This is a genomic window from Paenibacillus sp. LHD-117 (genome assembly GCF_030929555.1).
Taxonomy (GTDB): domain Bacteria; phylum Bacillota; class Bacilli; order Paenibacillales; family Paenibacillaceae; genus Pristimantibacillus.
In genome coordinates this window covers 24,305-47,575 of the sequence record NZ_JAVFVT010000052.1, presented here as the reverse complement: position 1 = coordinate 47,575, position 23,271 = coordinate 24,305, and the positions used below count along the sequence as shown (strand labels likewise).

Below are 23,271 nucleotides of genomic sequence, written 5' to 3'. Positions count from 1 at the left end.
TATACGATTTGCAAAGAACTTCATCCCCAACGGGGATAATCACTGGAGGAGCCGGATGCGACGACCCGCAAGTCCGGATCTGTGAGAGGCCTATGCGCATGCGCATAGGCCTACTCGATATTTTAGCAAGTCATTGAGAGGATCGTTCGCCCCTTCGTAACGGAAGGAGTGGGATGAAGAAAGGGAATGTAAAAATAGTGAATGTTTATGTCAATATACTTGCTGGAGGTTCTCAAAAAAAGCGATTACAATGGGGGCGCAGACAAGAAGTCCGCAAAAAATAATAGGAGGACGTAGTCGAAAAGGAAGTTTTGGCGATGTCGAATAATGAAGATTATGATACAAAATGTATCTTCTTGTCCGGAGAACGCCAAATCGATTGGACTAACCCGAAAAGGACGATGCCGATGAAGCGAAAATGGTTGATGTATGGATTGACGGTTTCCATCTGCTCGATGATGTGGTTAACGCCAGCCACCGCGCAAACTGCCTCGGATTTTAAGCTCAAGGCTTCGACGGCGGAGTCGTCCAATAGCCAGTTCACGATCACGTTGTCCGGAGAGCAAATCGAGGATTTGTACGCGTACGAGGCGAAGCTGACCTTTGACCCCGAGAAGCTGGAGCTGGTCAAAGCGGAGACCGACATCGAAGGATACTCCGTGTCTGCGATCGTGACAAACGGCGAAATAACGTTCGCGCATACCAAAATCGGAAAGGTCAAGGGGGAGAAAGGAAATCTGGACATCACTACGCTGACGTTCAAGGCCAAAAAGGCGGGATCTTCACAGGTGAAGTGGACGGGAATGAAAATCGTCGATCAGAACTTGAAGAGCCAGACAATTTCCCCGAATCTCGCGACATCGTTTATGAAGCTGTTCTCGGATATTTCCGGACATTGGGCGAAGGCCGACATCATGGCGATGGTGGACCGCGGCGTTGTTTCCGGCATGAGCACGGACAGGTTCGCGCCGAACAACGAGGTGACAAGAGCGCAATTCGCGATGATGCTTGCGGGTGCGCTTAAACTCAAGGCGGGCTCCGGCAATCCGTTCAAGGATGTAAAGAAGGGCGCTTGGTACGAGGATGCGGTAAAGAAAGCTTACGCGGCCGGTCTCGTTAGCGGAGTCACCGCCGACTCGTTCAAGCCGGAGAAGCCGATCTCACGCGAAGAGATGGCGGTTATGCTCGTACGTTCGAAAGCTTACGCTCTTGGCGTGAAGCCGGAAACGTTGAAGGAAGGAAAGCTGCCTTCGTATTCCGATCAAAGCTCCATCAGCGGTTGGGCGAAGTTTTCCGTTTCCGTCGCGGCGGAGGCGAAGTTAATGAACGGACGATCGGCTGCGTTGTTTGCGCCGAAGGGCCAGACGACGCGCGCGGAAGCGGCCGTCGTGCTGAAGCGTTTGTTGGCAAGCTTGTAATTTAGAAAAGGAGGAGATTCACTTGAAATCCTATTATAAGAAGTGGAGTGTCGGTTTGTCGTTGTCCTTATCTTTACTGTTGATTTCGCCTTCTGCCGTCGTGTTTGCGGACGGATCATCGGAAGAGGCCGCACAGGTAGTCGCCCTCGAGGAAGAAAGCGTTTACTTCAGGGATTATAACGACGGCAACATCAGTGGTTGGAGCCGCGCAAGAGGGACGACGACGTTTGCCGCAGACAATGGGGCGGTTAAGGCAACGACGACGGGGGCCGTTATCGTATATGATAACGATTCACCGGCTTATACGAACGGTGAATACGAGGTGAAGCTGAAGTTTAACGCGGCGCCAAGCCGTTTCGGACTCGTACTGCGTTATGCGGACAGCAATAACTACAGTGTCATCCATTACGACGTAAGCAACTGGGGCTGGGGTCTCATGAAGAACGGTCAGGAGTCATGGGGCGATATTGCCAATAGCAGTTATACGTTCGAAGCGAACCGCGTCTACGCTTTCAAGCTTCGTTACGAGGAAAATCAGATATCCATGTGGATCGACGGACAGCCGCTATTCAGCGAAAGCGTGCCTAGCCTCCCCTTGAACGCAGGGAAGATTGGCCTTCGCAGCTGGTTTGCGAACAAGGTTATCCATATCGACGATGTGAAGCTTACCGAGCTGAAGATTGATAGACCGGAGGAGAAGCCCATAGAGGTGACGGATACGCTGCAGTCCGACGATATGTCGGTCGTCATCGACAAGGAGTTCCCGCGCGTGCAGAAATATACGTGGAAGGACACCGGTGCGGAAATGCTCGGTCAATTAAATGGCGTGAACGAAATCAAAATCAATGGCAAATCCTATTTCCCGACCGCAACGCAATATGTCAAGACGGCAGCTTCGGGCAATCGGGGAGAGAGAGCCAGCTACACGCTTCAATTTCCCAGCATTCAAGTGGCGCTGGACGTCGAGCTGGAAGCCATGGGCAACGCGTTGAACTTCAACGTGACGCGCATCGCCGAAAACGGCTCCGAGAAAGTGAAGTCGATCGAATTCCCGAATCACGATCTCATCAGCGTCGTATCCACGCAGACGGTCGCTAAGGAGACGGGCGTGTCAATCCCTGGCGGCTGGAATACGATTACGGAGGAATATAACGACCTGAAAGCGGGAGCAGCGAACGCGAGCGGCGGCCGCACTTACGCTTTCCTGAACAACGACAAGCTGGCCGGCACCATCGTCAACAACATCGTGAACGGCTTCGACAAGTCGCGACTGCGCATAGCGGATAACGCAAGCGGCAACAAACAAGCATCGGTTTGGAACGGTGCATTCATTTACCGCGGAAGCGACGTGCTCGAAGCGCAGCCGCTTCCATCGTCCAAGGTCATTATTACGCCGGATGCGAACGGAGACGGCACGGTGGATTGGCAGGACGGAGCGATCGCATACCGCGATTACGCGCCGGAGCCTTACCGCAGCGAGATGATTCGCGACAATATCTCTTATATCAGCATGAACATCGGTTCCACGACAACGTCCCCGTTCCTGCGGGCGTTCGACAACGCGAAAAACATTCATAACTTGACGGACGGATTCGGCCAAATCATTTTGTTCAAAGGGTATCAGGCGGAAGGCCATGACGACTCCCATCCGGATTACGGCGGCCATATCGGCATTCGCCAAGGCGGCAAGGAAGACTTCAACTTCGTGCTGAGCGAAGGCGAGAAGTACAACATCAAAGGCGGCGTTCACATCAACGCGACAGAATACATGCTCGACGCCTACGAGACGAAGATGGAAAATCTGACTCAGCCTCTTGCGAAAGGATGGGGCTGGCTCGATCAAGCCTATTACGTCAATCAGACCAAGGATCTGGAATCCGGCGAGCTGAAGCGTAGGCTCGATATGCTGAAGGACGATACCGGCGACAACCTTGATTTCGTATACGTCGACGTATATTCCGGCAACGGCTACAACGCGTCGAAGCTGGCGGAATACATTAACGGCAACGGCTGGATGCTCGGCACCGAGTTCGCGGGTCCGCTCTACGAACAAGCGGCTTGGGTGCATTGGGGAACGGATCCGGGTTATCCGAACCAAGGCAACAATAGCCAGGTCGTCAGGTTCCTTCGAAACGAAGTGCTGGACGGGTTCATGACGACGCCGCTCCTGAAAGGCAACAAGCAAGTAGGTGTCGGCTATTGGCAACCCAATCCAGCGTTCTACAGCTATAATGAAACGACAAAAGCGTTCTTTAACCATAACCTGCCGACCAAATATATGCAGTACTTCCCAATCATGAAGATGACAAACGACCGCGTCGACTTCGAAGGAGGCGTATCAGTTGCCCGCGAGGCTGACGGCAAGATCCACCTGAGAAAAGGCGGCAACGACATCGCGATCATGACGGACAGCAGCAATATCGGCGACAGCACCGTCTTTATTCCATGGGATCCAGTTCAGGAAACGAAAATTTACCACTGGAACCCTGCGGGCGGATCGTCGACTTGGAAGCTTCCGGCTTCTTGGAGCGAAGTACAAACCGCGCAGCTGTATAAGCTGACCGATCTGGGCCGCGAGCATGTCGGCGCAGTCAACGTTGTAGGCGGCGAAGTGACGCTTACGGCAACTATAGGCGTAGGTTACGTTCTCTACAAAGGTCTTGCCGAAGTGGAAGAAGAGATGGTATGGGGCGACGGCGGGCATGCGCTCGATCCCGGCTTCGACAGCCAAAGCTTCGGCGCTTGGAGCAAGTCGTCCACAGGAGCGAATACCGATCATATCGCATTCGCCAAGACGGGCAACGCTGACGATATCATGCAAGTGAAAGGACCGTCCGACGCGCTGCTGAAGCAGACAATGACAGGACTTGAACCGGGCAAATCGTATACGGCATCCGTATGGGCGAACATCGGCGGCAAGCGCAAAATGACGATCGGCGTGAAGCAGGGCAGCGAGGAAGTCAGCAACTTCATGGAAGATTCCGCGCATACTTATTTTGCCCCGCAGCACAAGTACTACAACAGCAATTATCAGCGCGTGAAAGTGACGTTCACGGCGCAAGCGGAGACGGCCGAACTGTATCTCGCCGTAGCGGCAGGAAGCGGGACGGTCAATCTGGACGACGTTCGCGTATGGGAAAATCCGACGCATACCGACCCGGGCGATTCCGTCCTGTACGAAGACTTCGAGAATGTCGACGAGGGCTGGGGACCGTTCGTCTATAGCAAGAACGGAGCTGTCCGGACGCATCTGGCAGAGAAAAAAGAAGGACAGATCATGACCTACGTGTTGGATGGCAAGTATTCGCTCAAATCGAATGAAGACGCAACGGGCGAATGGCTCCGGACGCTGCCGCAGACGCTTCGCCTGGAGACGGACCATAATTACCGTCTTACGATGAAGGTCAAGACGGATACGGAAGGTATGTACACGGTTGCCCTGCGCACGAACGAAAACGGCACGGTTCGCGACCTCGCTTCGAAGACGCTTGCGCTTGGCGAAAGCGAAATCGATCTGCCGTTCCAAACGAACGGCGCTCAGAACGCTTATCTCGCCATTATTAAAAACTTGAACAACAATCAGGCCGAATTGACCGGCACGCTTGTGCTGGACAATGTCCGCGTCGATGATGAAGGCCCAATCGAGCCGGAGGAAGGCGTTCTCGTAAGCAGCCTCCGTATGCTGGAGACGAATGTCGTGCTGTCGCTCGAAGGCAGCAAGTCGCTCTCGACTATCGTTGAACCGGCCAATGCGTTCAACAAAATGCTGAGCTGGAGCTCGGATCAGCCAAACATCGTATCTGTTGATCAAAACGGTAAAATTACAGCGCTGGCATCGGGTTCGGCGACCATTACGGCAACTACGACCGACGGCAGCAACCTGACCGCTACATCTAAAGTTACGGTATACGAAGCGAACGTTCTCATTCCTCAGTCAGGCATGACAGCGACGGCTACAAGTGTCCAACCAGGCGCGGAGGGGACCAAGGCGCTTGACGGAGATCCATCTACGGCATGGCATACGGCATGGTCGCCGCCTCATCTGCCGGAATCGATCACGATTGATCTGGGCGGCAGCTATCCGATCAACGAACTGAAATATTTGCCGCGTTCGGACGCGGGCAACGGCACCATAACAAAGTATAACCTCTATGTTAGCACGGATGGCGAGACGTTCACGCTTGCGGCAACTGGAAACTGGGCTCGCAGCAATACGGAGAAGAGCGTTATCATTCCGAAGACGACGGCTTCTTATGTGAAGCTGGAAGCGGTTGAGGCGGTCGGTAACTTCGCTTCCGCAGCGGAAATCAACGTCTATCGCGTGCCGTCGGTATCCGAAGAGCCGTCCACGTCGTTGACAGGAGCGGACACGACCCAATCCGAAGAGGAATTTACGGTGAATCTTGGCCTCAAGCATTTGGAAAACGAAGTATATGCCGGTGATATCGAAGTGACTTACGATTCTGCCGTATTGACGTTCGTGAAAGCCGCATCCTTGCTTGAAGGCGTCGGCTTGCTCGAAGCCAAAGATAACGGTAGCGGCAAAGTGCGCCTCATCTTCGCAAGCAAAGGCGCTGCCAATGCCATCAAGGCAGATGCAGAATTGATCGCGCTCACCTTCAAATCGAAAGAGCTGGAGGAAACGGTAGAGACGACCGTTTCGATCGCCGGCGCGACGTTGGCTGGCGGCGAAGGAACGGAGTCGCAGGCGGCGGCATCCAGCCATGCGATCGAAGTTCAGGCGGAAGAGCCGGGATTGCTAGGCGACATCAACGTTGACGGAAAAGTAAGTATCGGCGACCTCGCGATGGTCGCGGCGCATTATGGCAAAGATTCTACTCATCCGGATTGGAACGCGATCAAGCGCGTCGATGTCGATAAAGACGGCAAGATTGATCTGGACGACCTCGTCCTGATCGCAAACAAAATCATTCCATAATCCATCAGGACAGGAAGCCTATCCCCTATAACGAGAGAGCCGGGATAGGCTTTCCTTCTGAATGGATAAAGAAGGGAGCAATAGGATGATGATCGGATTGTTGGAAAAACGCGCAAATGTTTTTGCATCGGCATTAGTGTTATCGATAACCCTCTCTTTGTTTCCCGCAGGCGGCATGAATCCGGCAGCTGCAGCCGCAGCGGATCCCGAAAGCAGACTTTCGCTCTGGTACGACGAACCTGCGGCAAGCTGGGAGTCGCAAGCTCTGCCGATCGGCAACGGGCATATGGGCGGCATGGTATTCGGCGGCGTGGAGCAAGAGCGGATCCAGTTCAACGAAAAGACGCTTTGGAGCGGCGGTCCAGGTGCTGATCCGAACTACCAGTACGGCATTAAAGACGGCGCGCAGCAATATGTGGATCAAATCAGAACGCTGCTGATGGAAGGCAAAGTGAACGAAGCGAAAGCATTGCTCGGGAATATTACCGGCGTCAGAGGGGGGAATCAGGATGACTTTTCCTTCGGTGCCTATCAGGCTTTCGGTGACGTATTCCTTGATTTCGGCAAGCAATCCCGTCCCGTCGTGACGGCCAGCGCCGAAAATGGGGCTTACGGCGAACCGGTCAGCAACTTAACGGACGGCTCCATCACGACCAAATGGTATTCCGGCGACTACAAGCCTCCGTTCTGGATCCAGTGGGAGTATGAAGGCGGATCCGTCATTACGGGCTACACGATGACTTCCGGCAACGACGTTCCTGATCGCGATCCGAAAAACTGGACGCTGAAAGGCTCGAACGACGGGACGCAGTGGACGACGCTCGATACGCGGAACAACGAGGAGTTTGCTTCACGCCGCCAGACGAAGAGTTATACGTTTACGAATGCAACCGCTTACCGCTACTACAAATTCGACCTTGTGAGCAAAGGTGGTACAGCTATCCAGCTGTCGGAGATGACGATGACGGGAGCATCCAACCCGGGCACGTCTCCTGTCACTGATTATAAGCGTGAATTGAATCTGAACAACGCTACGGCAAGCGTAAGCTATACGAAAGACGATGTTCGCTACAAACGGGAGTATTTCATCAGCTACCCCGATAAAGTCATGGCGATGAGGCTGACAACGGAGGATGGCGACCCGCTTTCCTTTAATATCCGAATGACGGGTATGCAGCCTTCCAATACCGTAGTCGCTGAAGGGAACAACACGCTTGTTCTGAGCGGCAAGGTGCCAGGCAACAAAATGGGTTACGAGTCCCGGCTTGTCGCCCGCAGCGAGGGAGGAACGATAACTGCCGGCCAAAGCAGCCTCTCTGTCAAAGACGCGGAAAGCGTAACGATTCTTCTTACGGCTGCTACCGATTATGCCAACGACTATCCGACCTACAAGTCGATGCAGACGCCGAATGCGAAGGCGACAACGGCGATGACGGCCGCGCTGGCCAAGTCGTATGAGGAGCTCCGGCATGCACATCTCGCAGATTACCAAGAGTTGTTCAACCGTGTATCGCTAGATTTGGGAGGCGCGCTGCCGGCTATTCCGACAGACGACTTGCTGAACGCTTACAAGTCCGGAGGAACGGCGGTTCAGCAGCGGACGCTGGAGGAGCTGTTCTTCCAGTACGGGCGTTATCTGCTCATCGCTTCGTCGCGCGAAGGCTCGCTGCCTGCCAATCTGCAGGGCGTGTGGAACCAAGTGAACAGTCCGCCTTGGAACGCCGACTATCATACCAATATTAACGTCCAGATGAACTATTGGCCTTCCGAGGTTGTCAATTTGGCGGAAACAGATATTCCTTATATCGATTATATCGATTCCTTGAGAGAACCGGGCCGCGAGACGGCGAAGAGGCATCACGGCATTGAAGGAGAAGGCTGGGCTATCCATACGGTTAATAATCCGTTCGGCTACACGGCGCCTGGCTCCAGCTTCTACTGGGGATGGTCGCCTGCGGCCAACGCCTTTATGGTGCAGCAGGTTTGGGACCATTACGCATTCAGCGGGAATGAAGAGCTGCTTGCAGAGAAGCTGTATCCCATCATTAAAGAAACAACACAATTCTGGCTTGAATATTTGACTGTGGATTCCGATGGCTCGCTTGTTTCTTCTCCGTCCTACTCGCCGGAGCAAGGCGATGTCGGCATCGGCGTTTCCTATGATCAAGAGCTGATATGGGAGCTGTTCACCCAATACATCCAAGCAAGCGAGACTTTAGGCATTGACGCGGATCTGCGCGAAGTGGTCGAAGAGAAAAGAAGCAAGCTCTGGCTGCCGAAGGTTGGACGCTGGGGACAAGTACAGGAATGGAAAGATGATATCGACAATCCGAATGACCAGCATCGCCATATTTCCCACCTAGTCGGGTTGTATCCTGGTACGCTTATCAATCCGGATGATACGCCGGAGCTGTTCGCGGCGGCGAAAGTGACAATGAACTCCCGCGGCGACGGCGCCACAGGCTGGAGCAAAGCGAACAAGATCAACTTGTGGGCGCGTCTTCTGGACGGCAACCGCGCGCATAAGCTGATCGGCGAGCAGCTGCGCGGAAGTACGCTGAACAACTTGTTCGACACACATCCGCCGTTCCAGATCGACGGCAACTTCGGGGCGACGTCGGGTATCGCGGAGATGCTGCTGCAAAGCCATCGCGGCACGATCGATTTGCTCCCGGCTACTCCGGATGCGTGGGCAAGCGGCAGCGTAAGCGGTCTTGTAGCGAGAGGTGCGTTCGAAGTAGACATGAGTTGGAACGGAACGATACTGAAAGAAGCCGTGCTGACGTCCAAAAAAGGCAATACAGCTATAGTGCGTAACAGCGATTTTGTCCATACCGGCAAGATCAAAGTGAGCAAAGTCGGCAGCAGCCAGCCTGTCGCTTACACGACGGACGGCGATACGATTACTTTCGCATCGGAAGCGGGCGCGAAATACCGGATCGTCTCATCCGTGAAGCCTCCAGTGCTTCCGATTACGGTGGACGATAAGGATCCGTCGGTCCGCTATTCCGGCACTTGGAACTCGTACAGCGACTCGGGGAACTATAAGGGATCGGAGTCCTACAGCAGTGCAATCGGCGCATCGGCTGAATTCACGTTCAAAGGCACTTCGATTGCATTTATAAGCGCTTTGCAGACGAACCAAGGTTATGCTGATATCTATTTGGACGGAGCGCTCGTCGCAGAGAACGTTGACGGATATGCGTCGTCTACTCGTAAGCAGCAAGTCTTGTTCCAGAAGGACGGCTTAACGCCTGGCGAGCATACGATCAAGGTTGTCGTAACAGGAACTAAAAACAATCAGGCCTCCAGTGCGATCGTTTCGATCGACGCTTTCCGCTATGTTCCGGTAGACGAATCGGAGCTTACGCCGAAGACAGCGCTGACGGCGCCTGAAACGGTTGCTGGCGGCGAAGCTTTCAAAGTCGTACTCGGATTCACTGGGTTAACAACGCCGATGTATGCGCAGGACGTCAAGATCAGCTATGATGCGGATCGGTTCCAATTCCAATCGGCGCAATCGATTATCCCTGGCATCAGCGTGCTGCAAACGAAAGACGACGGAGCCGGGAACGTAAGGCTACTTGTCGCGAGCGAAGGGCAAGACCATGCCTTGATGGGAGAGGCGGGCGTACTGGAGTTCTCCTTCTTGACGAAGTCGGCGGATGCGAACGCATCCGGAGCGATCGCGGTATCGGAGGCGGTGCTCGCTGACGGCGAAGGTACGGAATCGTCAATAGAAGGAACGTCGGTTACGATCGAAGTCACCACAGTAGAGCCGGGCATCCCTGGCGACGTGAACGGCGACGACAAAGTAAGCGTCGGAGATCTCGGCATCGTAGCCGCCCATTACGGCAAAACCAGCTCGAGCCCGGATTGGAATACGGCGAAGATCGCGGACGTCAAGAAGGACGGCAAAATAGATGTAGAGGATCTGGCGGCGGTTGCCAAAGGAATGATGAAATAGTCGAACACGAGGAGGAATACATGTTGAAGATGAAATCAAAACCGATGCTGTTGAGTCTCGTTTTGCTTTTGCTTCTATCCGGCATTCCGATTGCAGCGGCGGATTCCGGAACGGGCGATACAACCTATTACATCGATGATTTGAACGGTTCTGATGCAAACGACGGACTGAGCGTAGATCAGGCATGGAAAACGTTGGATAAAGTAAATGCGACGACCTTTATGCCGGGCGACCGGATTTTGTTCAAAGCCGGCGGCAAATGGACGGGTTCGCTGAGTCCCAAAGGTTCGGGAACGGAAGGCAAATCTATCGTCATCGGCAAATACGGCGAAGGCAACAGGCCGTTAATCGAAGGCAAAGGCTTAGTGGAGAATGCGGTCTACCTATACAACCAGCAATATTGGGAAATCGGTCATTTGGAAATTACGAATAAAGGCGCCGCGCCTGCCACTTCGCCACGCCGAGGCGTGCTCGTGTCGGGAGAAGACTTCGAGAAAGGCAGCGTCACGAATATTGCGGATACGAAAACGCTGCGCGGCATCTATATCCATGATCTGTACGTCCATGACGTGAACGGCGAGGATAAGAAGGACGTAAACGGAAGCTCGGGCATTCAAGTGAGCGTCAAAATCGCGGGCTTGGTGAATGGCGTTCCGGCAGCGGGTTCGGTCCATCAGCGCACGACGTTCGACGATGTCCGAATTATGAACAATGAGATAAGAGACGTCTCGCGTTCCGGCATTATGATCTGGAACGATTGGAAGAACAGGCCGTTGCTTGGAGATGGTTTGGATTACGGGGAAAGCGCGCTTACGCCTTGGACGCCAGTCACGAACGTCGTCATTCGGGGCAACAAGCTGTACAACATCGGCGGCGACGGCATCGTGCCGCATATGACGGACGGCGCTTTGGTCGAATACAATTTTCTTGACGGGTATAACCGCACTTCGACAGGCTACAACGCCGGCATGTGGACATGGGACGGCGACAATACGCTGTATCAGTTCAACGAAGTGACAGGCGGTTATTCGACGAGAGACGGACAGCCGTTCGACTTCGACCATGCCACGCAAGGCATTATTTATCAATACAACTATACGTACAACAATGACGGCGGCACGCTGCTCGTCTGCGCGGACGGCAGGGGCGGTAAAGTGAAAGACGGGATTTACCGCTACAACATCAGCCAGAACGACAAGTACCAAACGTTTACGATTTGCGGCGGCAGCAATGTTGAAAACGTCAAAGTTTATAACAATGTGTTCTACGTAAAGGCAGGCATGAATACGAACATGCTTGTCAGCCAAGGCGGCGGCGTAGACGTCTCCTTGTTCAACAATATTTTCATTAACCATGGAACGGGACGCTATACGGCCAAGCCGACCTGGAAATATCATAATAACGCGTTTTTCGGCAACAATGTGCCGACGAAGGAACAAATTCCCGATCCGTTTATGCTGACGGGAGATCCGAAGCTGGTCGATCCGGGCAAAGCCGGCACGGTACTGAACAAAACTGGCCCGATCGTTCCCGATCAAGTCAGTTGGGCCGAACTGGACGGCTATAAGCTGTCCGCCGACTCTCCGATGATTAACGCGGGCCGCTTCATCGGCGTCACGCATAATCCAGGATCGCGTGACAACTATGGTAACCCGATCTATAACGGCATGCCCGACGTAGGCGTACATGAATACGAAGCGGTGCAGTATCCTCATGTCGACCCGTTCGAGCCGGTCATTCCGAAACCGCAGGCGGTCGTTAGAAACGGGAATTTCGAGAATACGGCCCAGCATGCGAATTCGAATCCGTGGCAGTGGCAATGGAATGCCGGCATCATAAATGACGGCCACGCGCACGGAGGCAGCTTCGCAGGGTATATTAAAGAAGTTTCGGGAGGCGCCTCGATCGAGCAGCAAATAGCCGTCGCGCCGGATACGACCTACCGCTTAAGCGCGTACGCCAAATCAGGAGGCGCGGACCAAAAACTGTATTTGGGCGTGAAATGGACCGATTCGTCAACCGGCAATAAATCCGTGCAGATTCCGGTAGAGTCGGTCGAATATGCCTTGTACGAGCTGGAATTTACGACGGGAAGCGGGACGTCGGGCGTCACGCTGTATTTCTGGAAGGATACCGGTTCCGCGAAGAAGAGCTACATCGACGACGTGAGCATAGCAGAGGTCGTGCCGGCAGAGGCGCCTTCCACTTCGCTTAGCGGTCCGGCCGCCGTCGAGTCGGGCAAACCGTTTACGGTGAAGCTCGGATTAAAGAACATCGCGGAAGAGGCATACGCGCAAGATATTCGGATAAGCTACGATGTGATCGCGATGGAATTCATGTCGGCACAATCGGCGCAGGATGGACTGAGCATCGTCGAGGCGCGGAATAGCGACGGTACGCTTCGTCTCATTATCGCGAGCGAAGGCGCAGGCCATGGCGCGAAAGGAACGTTGGACGTTGCGGAACTGACCTTCAAGGCCAAATCCGTTTCCCAGGAAACGGTAGGGACGATCGCGGTGACGGATGCGACGCTTGGGGGCGACGAGGGGAACGAAACGAAAGCGGAAACTTCGTCCGTCAGCGTGAAAGTAGCGGCTGAACCGGCAGGCATACCAGGCGACGCCAACAACGACGGCAAGATCAGCGTCGGCGATCTGGCAATCGCGGCGGCGAACTATGGCAAAACATCGCAAAGCGCCGACTGGAATCGCATCAAAATCGCGGATATGGATGACAACGGCGTCATCGACATCTTCGACCTTGCCGCAATTGCAAATCAAATCGTGAGCTAACACGAAGGAAGAGGAAGGGAAAGAAGCGATGGCTTCTTTCCCTTCTTATCATGTTGACGGAAGATTGGGCTCGCGTTAACGAAAGAAACGATTCGGTTTCATTCAGCGTTTACAGACAAGTCATATACTGAAGTAGGGTTAATCAATCGCAATTAACAACGAAGACACGACAGGAGGACAACATGGGAATCCATTATTATTTCAGATCTTTGAATGAGTTGGAGAGAATCTTCAGATGTCCGGGCAAATTCAAATTCGAGGAGCACAGCGTGGCGGCCCATTCGTGGAAAGTCGTCCAGTACGCCAAAACATTGGCCGATATCGAAGAACGGAACGGGACTCTCGTCAATTGGAAGAAGTTGTACGAAATTACGAGCAGCCACGATTATGGAGAAATTTTTATCGGGGATATCAAAACGCCGGTGAAACACGCTTCAAGGGAGCTTCGTTCATTAATTCAGCAGGTGGAAGAAGGCATGATCGACCGATTCATCGAAGAGCATATCCCCGAAGAGTTCAAATCGATCTTCCATCAGCAATTGCGGGAGGGCAAGGACGAATCCACCGAAGGACTGATCCTGGAAGTTGCGGATAAGCTGGATCAAGTCTATGAGGCGTTCGCCGAACTGCGGCGCGGAAATACCGAAAAAGAATTTATCGAAATGTATCGCCATGCGCTCATCAAAATCAAAAACATCGATCTGCATTGCGTAGACTATTTCCTGGCTCACATTTTGCCGGACATGGTGAACGACGAAATCGTATCGACGGTCGATATAAGAAGAATAACGGAAGAGGCGCTGGCGAGCGCGAAATGACTTACCCATTCGTTGAGGCGACGAGGGTAAGTTTTTTTGTTTTTGCGTCCAATGATCGCGAGAGTTGTTCACTATAACGAATTTAAATAAATGATTTTTCATAAAAAGCTTGGCGTTACAGCTATTGACCTGTTCTCTTTAAAGAACTACAATAAAAGAAATCGTCCGTTATAACGACTCCCGACCGCCGTTACGCTTGCCAACGATACGGATCTAATCTGATTGAAGGAGAATATTATGATTGGGGAACGGATTAAATCGCTGAGAGAAAAAAAAGGTTACTCGATTACGAAGCTTGCGGATCTCGCGGGCGTTTCGAAATCGTATTTGAGCTATATCGAACGCAACGTACAGAACAATCCTTCCCTTCAGGTGCTGGCCAAAATCGCTTACCACCTCGATACCAATATTGAATATTTGTTAGGCGAGGAGCTCTCGCCGAAGGTATGGGTGGAGGATGTGCTTGACGATGAATGGCATTCCATTCTGCGGGACGCCGTCGACGAGGGAATGAGTTCCGGCGACTTCCGAGTGCTGAAGGACTTGGTCCGTTCCCATAAGTGGAAGGATGAGCCGCCGTCAGCAGGCAAAAAAAAATCGTCCAACATCATCATTCTGCATATCGATCACTAATCGTTCACAAAAAAATGAAGCCGAATTGTATTGACATGTTCTATATAAAGAACTACACTCTAGTTAGTGTTCTATATAACTAACAAAATAAGTGGGTGTATGAATGGAAATCAGTCGTGTGAACAAGGGATTCGCGCCGCTCAAGGAAAAGGAAATCAACTTGAAAATCGTTTTTCACATCATAAAAAAACGACTTTGGCTCATCGTGCTGCTTACCGGCTTGTTGACCGCGCTCGGCATTCTGTACAATAACAGGCCGGAACCGCAAATCTACGTTTCCTCCACCCGCGTGATCATCGCTGCCAGCAACGATATGATGACGACGGTCAGAGCGCTCGTCAGAGAGCCGATCGTTCTGAATCAGGTCATCGAAGAGCTCCAGTTGGACGCCACGCCCGGCCAGCTTCGCAGCCAGGTCCGCGTCGACAGCGTGGATTCCTCGCTTATTACGGTCGTTAGCGTGCTGGACACGAACCCGAACCGAGCCGCGGACATCGCCAATGCCATCATCGAGAAGTACCGTGAGGTTGCGATGGATACGCTCGGCGTCCAGAGCATAAGGCTGCTGACCTCCGCCGAACCCGAACCGTTCCCGATCAATACGGTAAGCAATACGATCGTATATGTCGCTTTTGTTATCGGTTTGATCCTAAGCATCAGCCTTGCGTTCCTGCTGGAGTCGCTCGACGAGTCCGTCCGGACGGAGCAGGATGTCGAATCTCTGTTGGGGCTAAACATGTTAGGCCACGTATCGAGAATAAAGCCGCGCTCCGCCGCACAGCAATCGAAGAAGTCGAAGCCCGCTATGATAAGGAGTGAGAGCATTGGTTCGTGAGAAGGCGAAGATTGCCAAAAAAGTCGTAAGCCGAAGCCTGATGGCGTATCTGAATCCGGGGCACAAAATTTCCGAGCAATTCCGTTCGATCCGCAACAATATTCAGTTCGCTTCGGAGGGCAAGGCGATCCGCACGATCGTTGTCACTTCGCCCGCCGAGGGAGACGGAAAGTCGACGGCCGCCGTCAACCTGGCGATCAGCATGGCCCAGAGGGGCGAGCAGGTGCTGCTGATCGACGCCAACTTCCGGAGTCCGATGCTGCACAAGCTGTTTAATACCCAGATGTCGCCCGGCTTATCCAATCTGCTTGCGAATCAGCTGCCCTTCGGGGAGGCGGCGCAGCAGACGGAGATCGAATGTCTGGATTTGATTACGAGCGGCGTGCTTCAGACGCATTCGACCGACATGCTGGACTCCCACCGCATGAAAGAGATCTTGGAAGCCGCCTCATCGCAATATGACCGAATCGTCATCGATTGTCCCGCCGTATTGGCAGCGCCGGATACGAACGCGCTGGTGAACAAATGCGACGGCGTCGTGCTGCTGCTGCGTTGCGGCAAGACTACGCATAGCAAGGCGTTGGAAGCCAAACAATCGCTCGCGTTCGCTGGAGCGAACATTGTAGGCGCGATCCTGAATAAAAAAAGCGTTAGATGATCCCAATCGGATAACGCTTTTTTTGTGGAAACGAAAAGAAGGAGTTCTAGTTCGAAGGATACAGGTCGGCGCGACGCGAGTCGAATCGACGTTTCCTGCGGCAGTAGTGTTCTTAATGAAGAACAGATATAGAGTTCGAGATTAGAAAGGTGAGGTTGATTATGACGTATCGGCGAAGGCTGTCGCTGCTCGTTCTGCTGGATTCGGCCATCGTGGTTGCCGCCATGGCGCTTAGCCGCTTGCTGCTGGGGCCGACTTATGAGGCGGAGACGCCATCCTTTTATTTGGTCACGACGGCGTTGCTTGCCGCTCATCATACGTTTTTTTTCGCCTACAAGCTGTACAAAAAAGCATGGGAATACGCGAGCGTGGGCGAGTTGGTCATTATCCTTAAGGCGGTTACGCTATCGGTCGCCGCGGCGGGGCTTGCCCAATTGGCGGCTTACCAGCATGTCTCGTTCCGGCTGCTCGCGGCGGCTTGGCTCATCCATCTGATGCTCGTAGGCGGCTCACGTCTCATCTGGCGCATCGTCAGGGGCAGCTTCAATAAACAGAGCGGGAAACGCAAGCGTACGCTGATCGTCGGGGCCGGGTCCGCAGGCACAATGCTCGTCCGCCAGCTGCTGAGCAATTCCGACACGGAGCTTTATCCCGTCGCGTTCGTCGATGATGATCCGCATAAGCAAAACCTGGATATTATGGGCATTCCGGTATGCGGGAGCGTGAAAGGGATCGGGGAGCGGGCGAAGGAGCTCCAGATCGACAACATCGTCATCGCGATTCCGTCGCTCAGCAAGAAGCAGCTGTACGACATCTATACGGAATGCGCGAGAACGTCGGCCAAGACGCAAACGATCCCGATGCTGGAGGACCTGGCCACCGGCCGGATATCCGTCACGCAGTTCCGAGACGTTAGGGTCGAGGACTTGCTCGGGCGCGAGCCGGTGGAGCTGGACATCGACAGCATCTCCGGCTACGTGACGCGGAAGGTCGTGCTCGTGACGGGCGCGGGCGGCTCGATCGGCTCAGAGGTATGCAGGCAAATATCGCGGTTCCTGCCGGAGAAGCTGGTTCTTCTGGGCCATGGCGAGAATAGCATCTATGCGATCGAGATGGAGCTGAAGGAGATGTTCAAGGATACGAACATCAAGTTCTTTACGGAAATCGCGGATTTGCAGGACGCGGACAAAATGACGGCCGTCATGCTCGCGCATCGTCCGCAGGTCGTCTACCATGCCGCAGCCCATAAACATGTTCCGCTCATGGAGCGCAACCCGGAAGAAGCGTTCAAGAACAATGTGGTCGGCACGCTGAACACGGCAAGGGCGGCGAGCAAGGCGCGCGTCGAGACGTTCGTCATGATCTCTACCGACAAAGCCGTTAATCCGACCAGCGTCATGGGCGCAACGAAGCGGCTAGCCGAAATGATCATCCAGCACATGGATCGCGTCAGCCATACGAACTTCGTGGCGGTCCGGTTCGGCAACGTGCTCGGCAGCAGGGGAAGCGTTATTCCGCTCTTCCAGAAGCAGATCGCCAAAGGGGGACCGATCACGGTCACGCATCCCGATATGGTCCGTTATTTCATGACAATACCGGAGGCATCGAGGCTGGTTATCCAAGCGGGAGCCTTGGCCAGAGGCGGCGAAATCTTCGTGCTCGACATGGGCGAGCCGGTGCGGATCACGGACCTCGCGCAGAACGTCATCCGAATGTCGGGATATGCCGTCGAAGAGATCGGGATCGTCTATACGGGCATCCGGCCGGGCGAGAAGCTGTTCGAAGAGATGCTGAAGGATAACGAAGTGACCGAGCAGCAGGTGTATCCGAAGATCTATATCGGCAAGGCTTCCGACATCCTCTACGAGGAGATCGAAGCGATAATTGCAGCCTTCCCCGCCATGAACGGCGCGGAATTGAAAGTGAGGCTGCTCGACCTCGCGAACTCGGTCGTTCGGGAATCGGAGTCGAAGCTGGCTACCATTACGGGATAAAGAGAGAAGGAGCGGTGCGGAGATGAAAGTAAGAAAAGCGATTATACCGGCGGCGGGCTTAGGAACCCGCTTCCTGCCTGCCACGAAGGCGATGCCGAAGGAGATGCTGCCGATCGTCGATAAGCCGACGATTCAATATATCGTCGAAGAAGCGATCGAATCCGGGATCGAAGACATCATCATCGTCACGGGCAAAGGAAAACGCGCGATCGAGGATCATTTCGACAATTCCATGGAACTGGAACAAATTCTGGCGGCGAAGAGCAAGTTCGAGCTGCTGCAGGAGGTGCGGAAGTCGTCGGACATGGTCGACATCCATTACATCCGCCAGAAGGAGCCGCGCGGACTGGGCCATGCGATCTGGTGCGCCCGCAAGTTCATCGGCGACGAGCCGTTCGCCGTGCTGCTCGGGGACGATATCATCTCCGCGCCGAAGCCTTGCCTGAAACAGATGATAGAGAAGTACGAGCAATACGGCTCGTCGATCATCGGCGTACAGCGGGTTGCCGAGGAAGCTGTCTCCCGTTACGGCATCGTGGACGGGAAGGTTATGGAGCCTGCGTTTCATCGGATCAACCATCTGGTCGAGAAACCAAGCCGCGAAGCCGCGCCGTCCAATATGGCCATTATGGGCCGCTACATCCTGACGCCGGAAATTTTCGACATTCTCGGCGAACAAGAGCCGGGGTCGGGGGGAGAGATCCAGCTGACGGATGCCATTGCCGCCCTGAACCGCTCCCGCGCCGTGTTTGCCTATGAATTCGACGGCAAACGATATGATGTCGGCGAGAAGATGGGGTTCATCCAGACGACGATCGAGTTCGCTCTACAGCGCGAAGACTTGCGTTACGAGCTGCTTGAATACCTGACCCGAACGCTGGAGAAGGAGACCGCGCCGCAATAAGGCCGCGGATGTCATCGCGATGCGAATGCGACCGAAAATATTGTTTTGCGCGACGGTGGATTATCACTTCCGTGCTTTCCATCTGCCCGTCATGGAGTGGTTCCAGCAGATGGGCTGGGAGGTTCACGTAGCTGCTAGGGGCACGCTGGTTCTGCCGCATACGGACCAAAAGTTCGACTTGCCGATCGAGCGATCGCCATTGAAGCGAGCGAATTTGAAGGCCTACCGCATGCTGAAGGCCATCATTGACAAGGAAGGTTACGACATCATCCACTGCCATACGCCGATGGGCGGCGTTCTGGCCCGGCTAGCGGCGAGGGGCGCCAGAGCGCGGGGGACGAAAGTGATCTATACGGCCCACGGCTTCCACTTCTACAAAGGAGCGCCGCTGCGCAATTGGCTGCTTTATTATCCCGTCGAGCGCTGGCTGGCCTCCCGCACGGACTGTCTCGTCACCATTAACGAGGAGGACTTCGGTCGCGCCCGCCGTGCGGACTTCCGCGCGGGAATGATCGCGCATATCCATGGCGTAGGGGTGGATACCGCCTACTACGCGCCGATCGGCGAAGAGGAGAAACGAGTCAGGCGGGAGCGGTACGGCTACAGCCCCGATCACTTCCTGCTAATCTACGCCGCGGAGTTTAACGCGAACAAAAACCATCGGCTGCTCATCTACGCGCTCGCGAAGCTGAAGGCCAAAGCGCCGACCGCAAGATTGCTGCTTGCCGGCGAGGGGCCGCTGCTGCACGAGTGCCGAGCGCTTGCCACGCAGCTGGGTGTTGCCCATATGGTCGAGTTCCTGGGCTACCGGGACGACCTCGACGAGTTGTACCCGATGTGCGACGCCGCCGCCGCGTCCAGTCTTCGGGAAGGGCTGCCCGTCAACGTGATGGAGGCGATGGCATGCGGCTTGCCGGTCGTCGCCACTCGCAACCGCGGCCATAACGAGCTGGTGGACGAAGGCCGAACCGGCTTTATCGTCGAGCCCGATGACGTCGCCTCGTTCGCGAGCCGCTTGCAGCTGCTTTATTTCTTCCGCGACTCCAGGCGCCGAATGGGCGAACGCAGCGCGGAGCGCGCGCAGCGTTATTCGCTCGAGCAGGTGATGGGGGAGCTGGGGGAGATGTACTTGACCTTTATGATGGAGGCGTCGCCGGGTGGAGCCAAAGATCAGTATCGTCGTGCCTATCTATAACATGGAGCGTTACTTGCCCAGATGCCTCGACAGCTTGATCGGACAGAGCATCAGGGAGATCGAGATCGTGGCGGTGAACGACGGTTCGAGCGACGGCAGCCTCGGGCTGCTTCGCCAATATGCCGAACGGGATCCTAGAATCGTTGTCATAGACGGCCGGAATCAAGGCGTTGCCGCAGCTCGCAACATCGGACTTTCCCATTGCACCGGCGAATTTATCGGCTTCGTTGATCCGGACGATTGGGCCGATCGCGGGATGTACGAGAATATGCTGGAGGTTGCCCGCCAGGAAGACGCGGATATCGTAATGTGCGCCTATGTTCGGGAGTTCGGCGGATTCGCGAGGCCCAAAACGTTCGAAGAGCCGGACTATACGGTTTATCGTGGCGAGGAGGTTCAGTCTCGCGTCACGCGCCGGCTGATCGGCCCGATCGGGGACGAAGTCGCGATGCCGGAAAACTTGGACGCCTGGGGAACAGTCTGGTCGAAGCTGTACCGGGCGGAGCTGCTGGAAGGCGTGCGGTTCACGGATCTTTCGCTGATCGGTAGTAACGAGGACACGCTATTTAATATATCGGCATGCAGCAGAGCGAAGACATTCGTTTTTTTGAACCGGCCTTATTACCACTATTGGAGAGCGAACGACGCTTCGATCACGACTCGATATAAGCCGATGCTGGCGGCTCAATTCCGCGTCCTTTACGACAAGATGGAAGAGGCGGGTGAAAGGCGGCTCGATAAGGACATTCGCCTGAAGGCGTTATCGAATCGGATCGCGATGAACGTGCTCGGACTCGGGCTCAACATCGTCAGCCGCACGAATCCCAAATCTGTGTTTGGGAGAATGCGCGAGCTGGGCAGCCTGCTTCGCGAAGAGACGTTCCGCAAGGCGTTGAACGCGTTTCAGCCGAAGCCCTGTCCGCCCTTGTGGCGGCTCTTTTACGGAATGGCCAAACTGCGGATGTCGCTTGCAGTATACGTCATGTTAATCGCCATGGAAGCGATGCGAACCAAGAAGCCGATCAGGAGGAGTAACCGTGGAACCGTTAAGGATCTTGCAAGTCGTCACCGTCATGAACCGGGGCGGGCTGGAAACGATGCTCATGAATTATTACCGTCAAATGCGGGAGAAAGGCATACAGTTTGACTTCCTCGTCCATCGGACGGAAGAAGGCCATTACGATGCCGAAATCGCCTCGTTAGGCGGACGCATCTTCCGGATGCCGCAAATCCGGCCGGGCAATTACCGCCGCTACTTCAAGCAGCTCGACGCGTTTTTCGCCGAGCATCGCGACTATAAGGTCGTCCATTCCCACATGAACGAGAACAGCGGCTTCGTGCTGAGAGCGGCAAGAAGGGCGGGCGTTCCCTGCCGCATTATCCACAGCCACTTAAGCGATCTCGGCTTGGATTACAAATATCCGTTCCGGTTATATGCCAGGATGTCGATCAAAGATCATCCGAGCGATTACTTCGCTTGTTCGGCAAGGGCCGGGGAGTGGCTGTTCGGCAAGGAGAAGGCGTCATCGGCCAAAGTGACGGTCCTTCATAACGCAGTGAATGCTTCGGAGTTCAGGTATGACGAAGCCGCGAGGGTAGCCGTCAGGGAAGAGCTTGGAGCGGGCGATCGGATCGTTATCGGCCATATCGGACGGTTCAACGAACAGAAGAATCACCGCTTCCTGCTCCAAATCTTCGAAGCGATTCATCGGCGCAACGCGAATACGATGCTCATACTCGCAGGCGACGGGCATTTGCGTCCGGCCATGGAGAAGGAGGCGGAGAAACGCGGCATCTCCGCCGCGGTGAAGTTCCTAGGCGTTCGCGAGGACATCGCCGGATTGCTGCAAGCGATGGATCTGTTCCTCTTCCCGTCGCTCTTCGAAGGGTTGCCGGTCGTCTTGGTGGAGGCGCAAGCCGCGGGGCTGCGGTGCATCGTCTCCGACCGGATTACGAAGGAGTCGGACATTACGGGCAGAGTATCGTTCCTGTCCCTGGACCAATCTCCTGAGGTTTGGAGCGACGCGGTATTGGCATCGACTTACGAGCATGCGGATACGCGAAGCCAGCTTAAGGCAAGCGGTTATGACGCGGAGACGATGGCCGACTGGCTAGGCGCCTATTACAGATCGAGAATCGAACCGGCTGAGGCATCGGGCGGAGGGATGAGATGAGCGGTCAAACAAAACCCCCATTGACCGTATTCACGCCAACGTTCAACCGGGCGTATACGCTTCATCTCTGCTATGAAAGTCTGCTGAGACAGACAAGCAAACAGTTCGTCTGGCTTATTATCGACGACGGCTCGACGGATGGAACGGAAGAACTGGTGAACCGGTGGATCGAGGAAGCCGACTTTCCGATCCGCTACGTCCACCAGGAGAACCAAGGGATGCACGGCGCCCATAATACGGCTTACGAGCTGATCGATACGGAACTAAACGTCTGCATCGATTCCGATGATTTTATGGCGGATAACGCGGTAGAGATGATCCTCACGTTCTGGAAGGAACGAGGCGGCAGCGAGTACGCGGGCATCGTCGCGCTCGACGCGGCCACGGACGGGACGGTCATCGGCACGCGGATGCCCGAGCGGCTAAAGAACACAACCTTGTCCGATTTGTATGCGAAACATGGCGTCAAAGGAGACAAGAAGCTCGTCTATCGGACGGAGCTGACCAAAGCATGCCCGCCTTATCCGCTATACGAGGGAGAGAAGTATTGCCCGCTCTCGTACAAATATATTTTGATCGATCAGCAAGCGCCTCTTCTTGTCCTGAATGAAGTGTTATGTTTCGTCGAATACCGGACGGACGGCTCAAGCATGAACATGGTGAAGCAGTACATTCGCAATCCGCGGGGCTTCTCCTTCTTCCGGAGAACGGCGATGCAGCATGCGCCTACGTACAGGGACCGATTCCGCGAGGCGGTGCATTACGTTTCCAGCAGTCTGATGCTGCGGAACCGGAGGTTTATCGCAGAGTCGCCGCGCAAATGGACGACGCTGCTTGCCGTGCCGCTCGGGTTCGCGTTGTTCGTCTATATTGTTCGAACGAAACGGAGCACAGTAGTCAAGACAGGCTAACGGCATTGTGAACGGAAGGGAGGATGCGGAGTA

Annotated in this window: 14 protein-coding genes; all 14 read left to right on the top strand. The window is 54.6% G+C overall.

Annotation, left to right across the window (positions count from 1 at the left end; all coding sequences use genetic code 11):
• Positions 1 to 407 precede the first annotated feature (407 nt).
• The 14 genes from RB620_RS28030 to RB620_RS27965 all read left to right on the top strand — a co-directional run bounded on the left by RB620_RS28030 (position 408) and on the right by RB620_RS27965 (position 23,238).
• The gene (locus tag RB620_RS28030) at positions 408 to 1,418 is read left to right on the top strand and encodes an S-layer homology domain-containing protein (RefSeq protein ID WP_308100196.1); all 1,011 of its coding nucleotides are present in this window, start codon (positions 408 to 410) and stop codon (positions 1,416 to 1,418) included.
• 22 nt (positions 1,419 to 1,440) lie between these two features.
• Positions 1,441 to 6,357, top strand: coding sequence for an endo-alpha-N-acetylgalactosaminidase family protein (locus RB620_RS28025; RefSeq protein ID WP_308100194.1), 4,917 nt, complete (start codon positions 1,441 to 1,443; stop codon positions 6,355 to 6,357).
• Between the two features lie 85 nt (positions 6,358 to 6,442).
• Entirely contained in the window at positions 6,443 to 10,324 is a 3,882-nt protein-coding gene (locus RB620_RS28020; protein WP_308100192.1) for a glycosyl hydrolase family 95 catalytic domain-containing protein, read from the top strand.
• 20 nt (positions 10,325 to 10,344) lie between these two features.
• The gene (locus tag RB620_RS28015; RefSeq protein WP_308100190.1) at positions 10,345 to 13,116 is read left to right on the top strand and encodes a cohesin domain-containing protein; all 2,772 of its coding nucleotides are present in this window, start codon (positions 10,345 to 10,347) and stop codon (positions 13,114 to 13,116) included.
• Positions 13,117 to 13,298: 182 nt separating this feature from the next.
• Positions 13,299 to 13,934 carry a YfbR-like 5'-deoxynucleotidase gene (locus tag RB620_RS28010; RefSeq protein ID WP_308100188.1) on the top strand — a complete coding sequence of 212 codons (636 nt, stop codon included), beginning with the start codon at positions 13,299 to 13,301 and terminating at the stop codon, positions 13,932 to 13,934.
• A 237-nt stretch (positions 13,935 to 14,171) separates the two neighbouring features.
• A complete protein-coding gene (locus tag RB620_RS28005; RefSeq protein WP_308100186.1) occupies positions 14,172 to 14,567 on the top strand; it encodes a helix-turn-helix domain-containing protein in 396 nt (131 codons plus the stop codon).
• A 103-nt stretch (positions 14,568 to 14,670) separates the two neighbouring features.
• Complete coding sequence (locus tag RB620_RS28000; RefSeq protein ID WP_308100184.1) at positions 14,671 to 15,402, top strand: YveK family protein; 732 nt, start codon at positions 14,671 to 14,673, stop codon at positions 15,400 to 15,402.
• Entirely contained in the window at positions 15,392 to 16,060 is a 669-nt protein-coding gene (locus RB620_RS27995) for a CpsD/CapB family tyrosine-protein kinase (protein ID WP_308100182.1), read from the top strand. Before RB620_RS28000 ends, RB620_RS27995 begins: the two co-directional genes overlap by 11 nt.
• A 161-nt stretch (positions 16,061 to 16,221) precedes the next feature.
• Positions 16,222 to 18,054, top strand: a complete 1,833-nt coding sequence (locus tag RB620_RS27990) for a polysaccharide biosynthesis protein (RefSeq protein WP_308100181.1) — start codon at positions 16,222 to 16,224, stop codon at positions 18,052 to 18,054.
• 22 nt (positions 18,055 to 18,076) lie between these two features.
• Positions 18,077 to 18,958, top strand: a complete 882-nt coding sequence (galU, locus tag RB620_RS27985; protein ID WP_308100179.1) for a UTP--glucose-1-phosphate uridylyltransferase GalU — start codon at positions 18,077 to 18,079, stop codon at positions 18,956 to 18,958.
• A gap of 25 nt (positions 18,959 to 18,983) precedes the next feature.
• Positions 18,984 to 20,153 carry a glycosyltransferase family 4 protein gene (locus RB620_RS27980; protein WP_308100200.1) on the top strand — a complete coding sequence of 390 codons (1,170 nt, stop codon included), beginning with the start codon at positions 18,984 to 18,986 and terminating at the stop codon, positions 20,151 to 20,153.
• Positions 20,116 to 21,300 carry a glycosyltransferase family 2 protein gene (locus tag RB620_RS27975; protein WP_308100177.1) on the top strand — a complete coding sequence of 395 codons (1,185 nt, stop codon included), beginning with the start codon at positions 20,116 to 20,118 and terminating at the stop codon, positions 21,298 to 21,300. Before RB620_RS27980 ends, RB620_RS27975 begins: the two co-directional genes overlap by 38 nt.
• Positions 21,191 to 22,327, top strand: a complete 1,137-nt coding sequence (locus RB620_RS27970; RefSeq protein ID WP_308100174.1) for a glycosyltransferase family 1 protein — start codon at positions 21,191 to 21,193, stop codon at positions 22,325 to 22,327. The genes RB620_RS27975 and RB620_RS27970 overlap by 110 nt, the downstream gene beginning before the upstream one ends.
• A complete protein-coding gene (locus RB620_RS27965) occupies positions 22,324 to 23,238 on the top strand; it encodes a glycosyltransferase family A protein (protein ID WP_308100172.1) in 915 nt (304 codons plus the stop codon). The genes RB620_RS27970 and RB620_RS27965 overlap by 4 nt, the downstream gene beginning before the upstream one ends.
• The last annotated feature ends 33 nt before the right edge of the window (positions 23,239 to 23,271 follow it).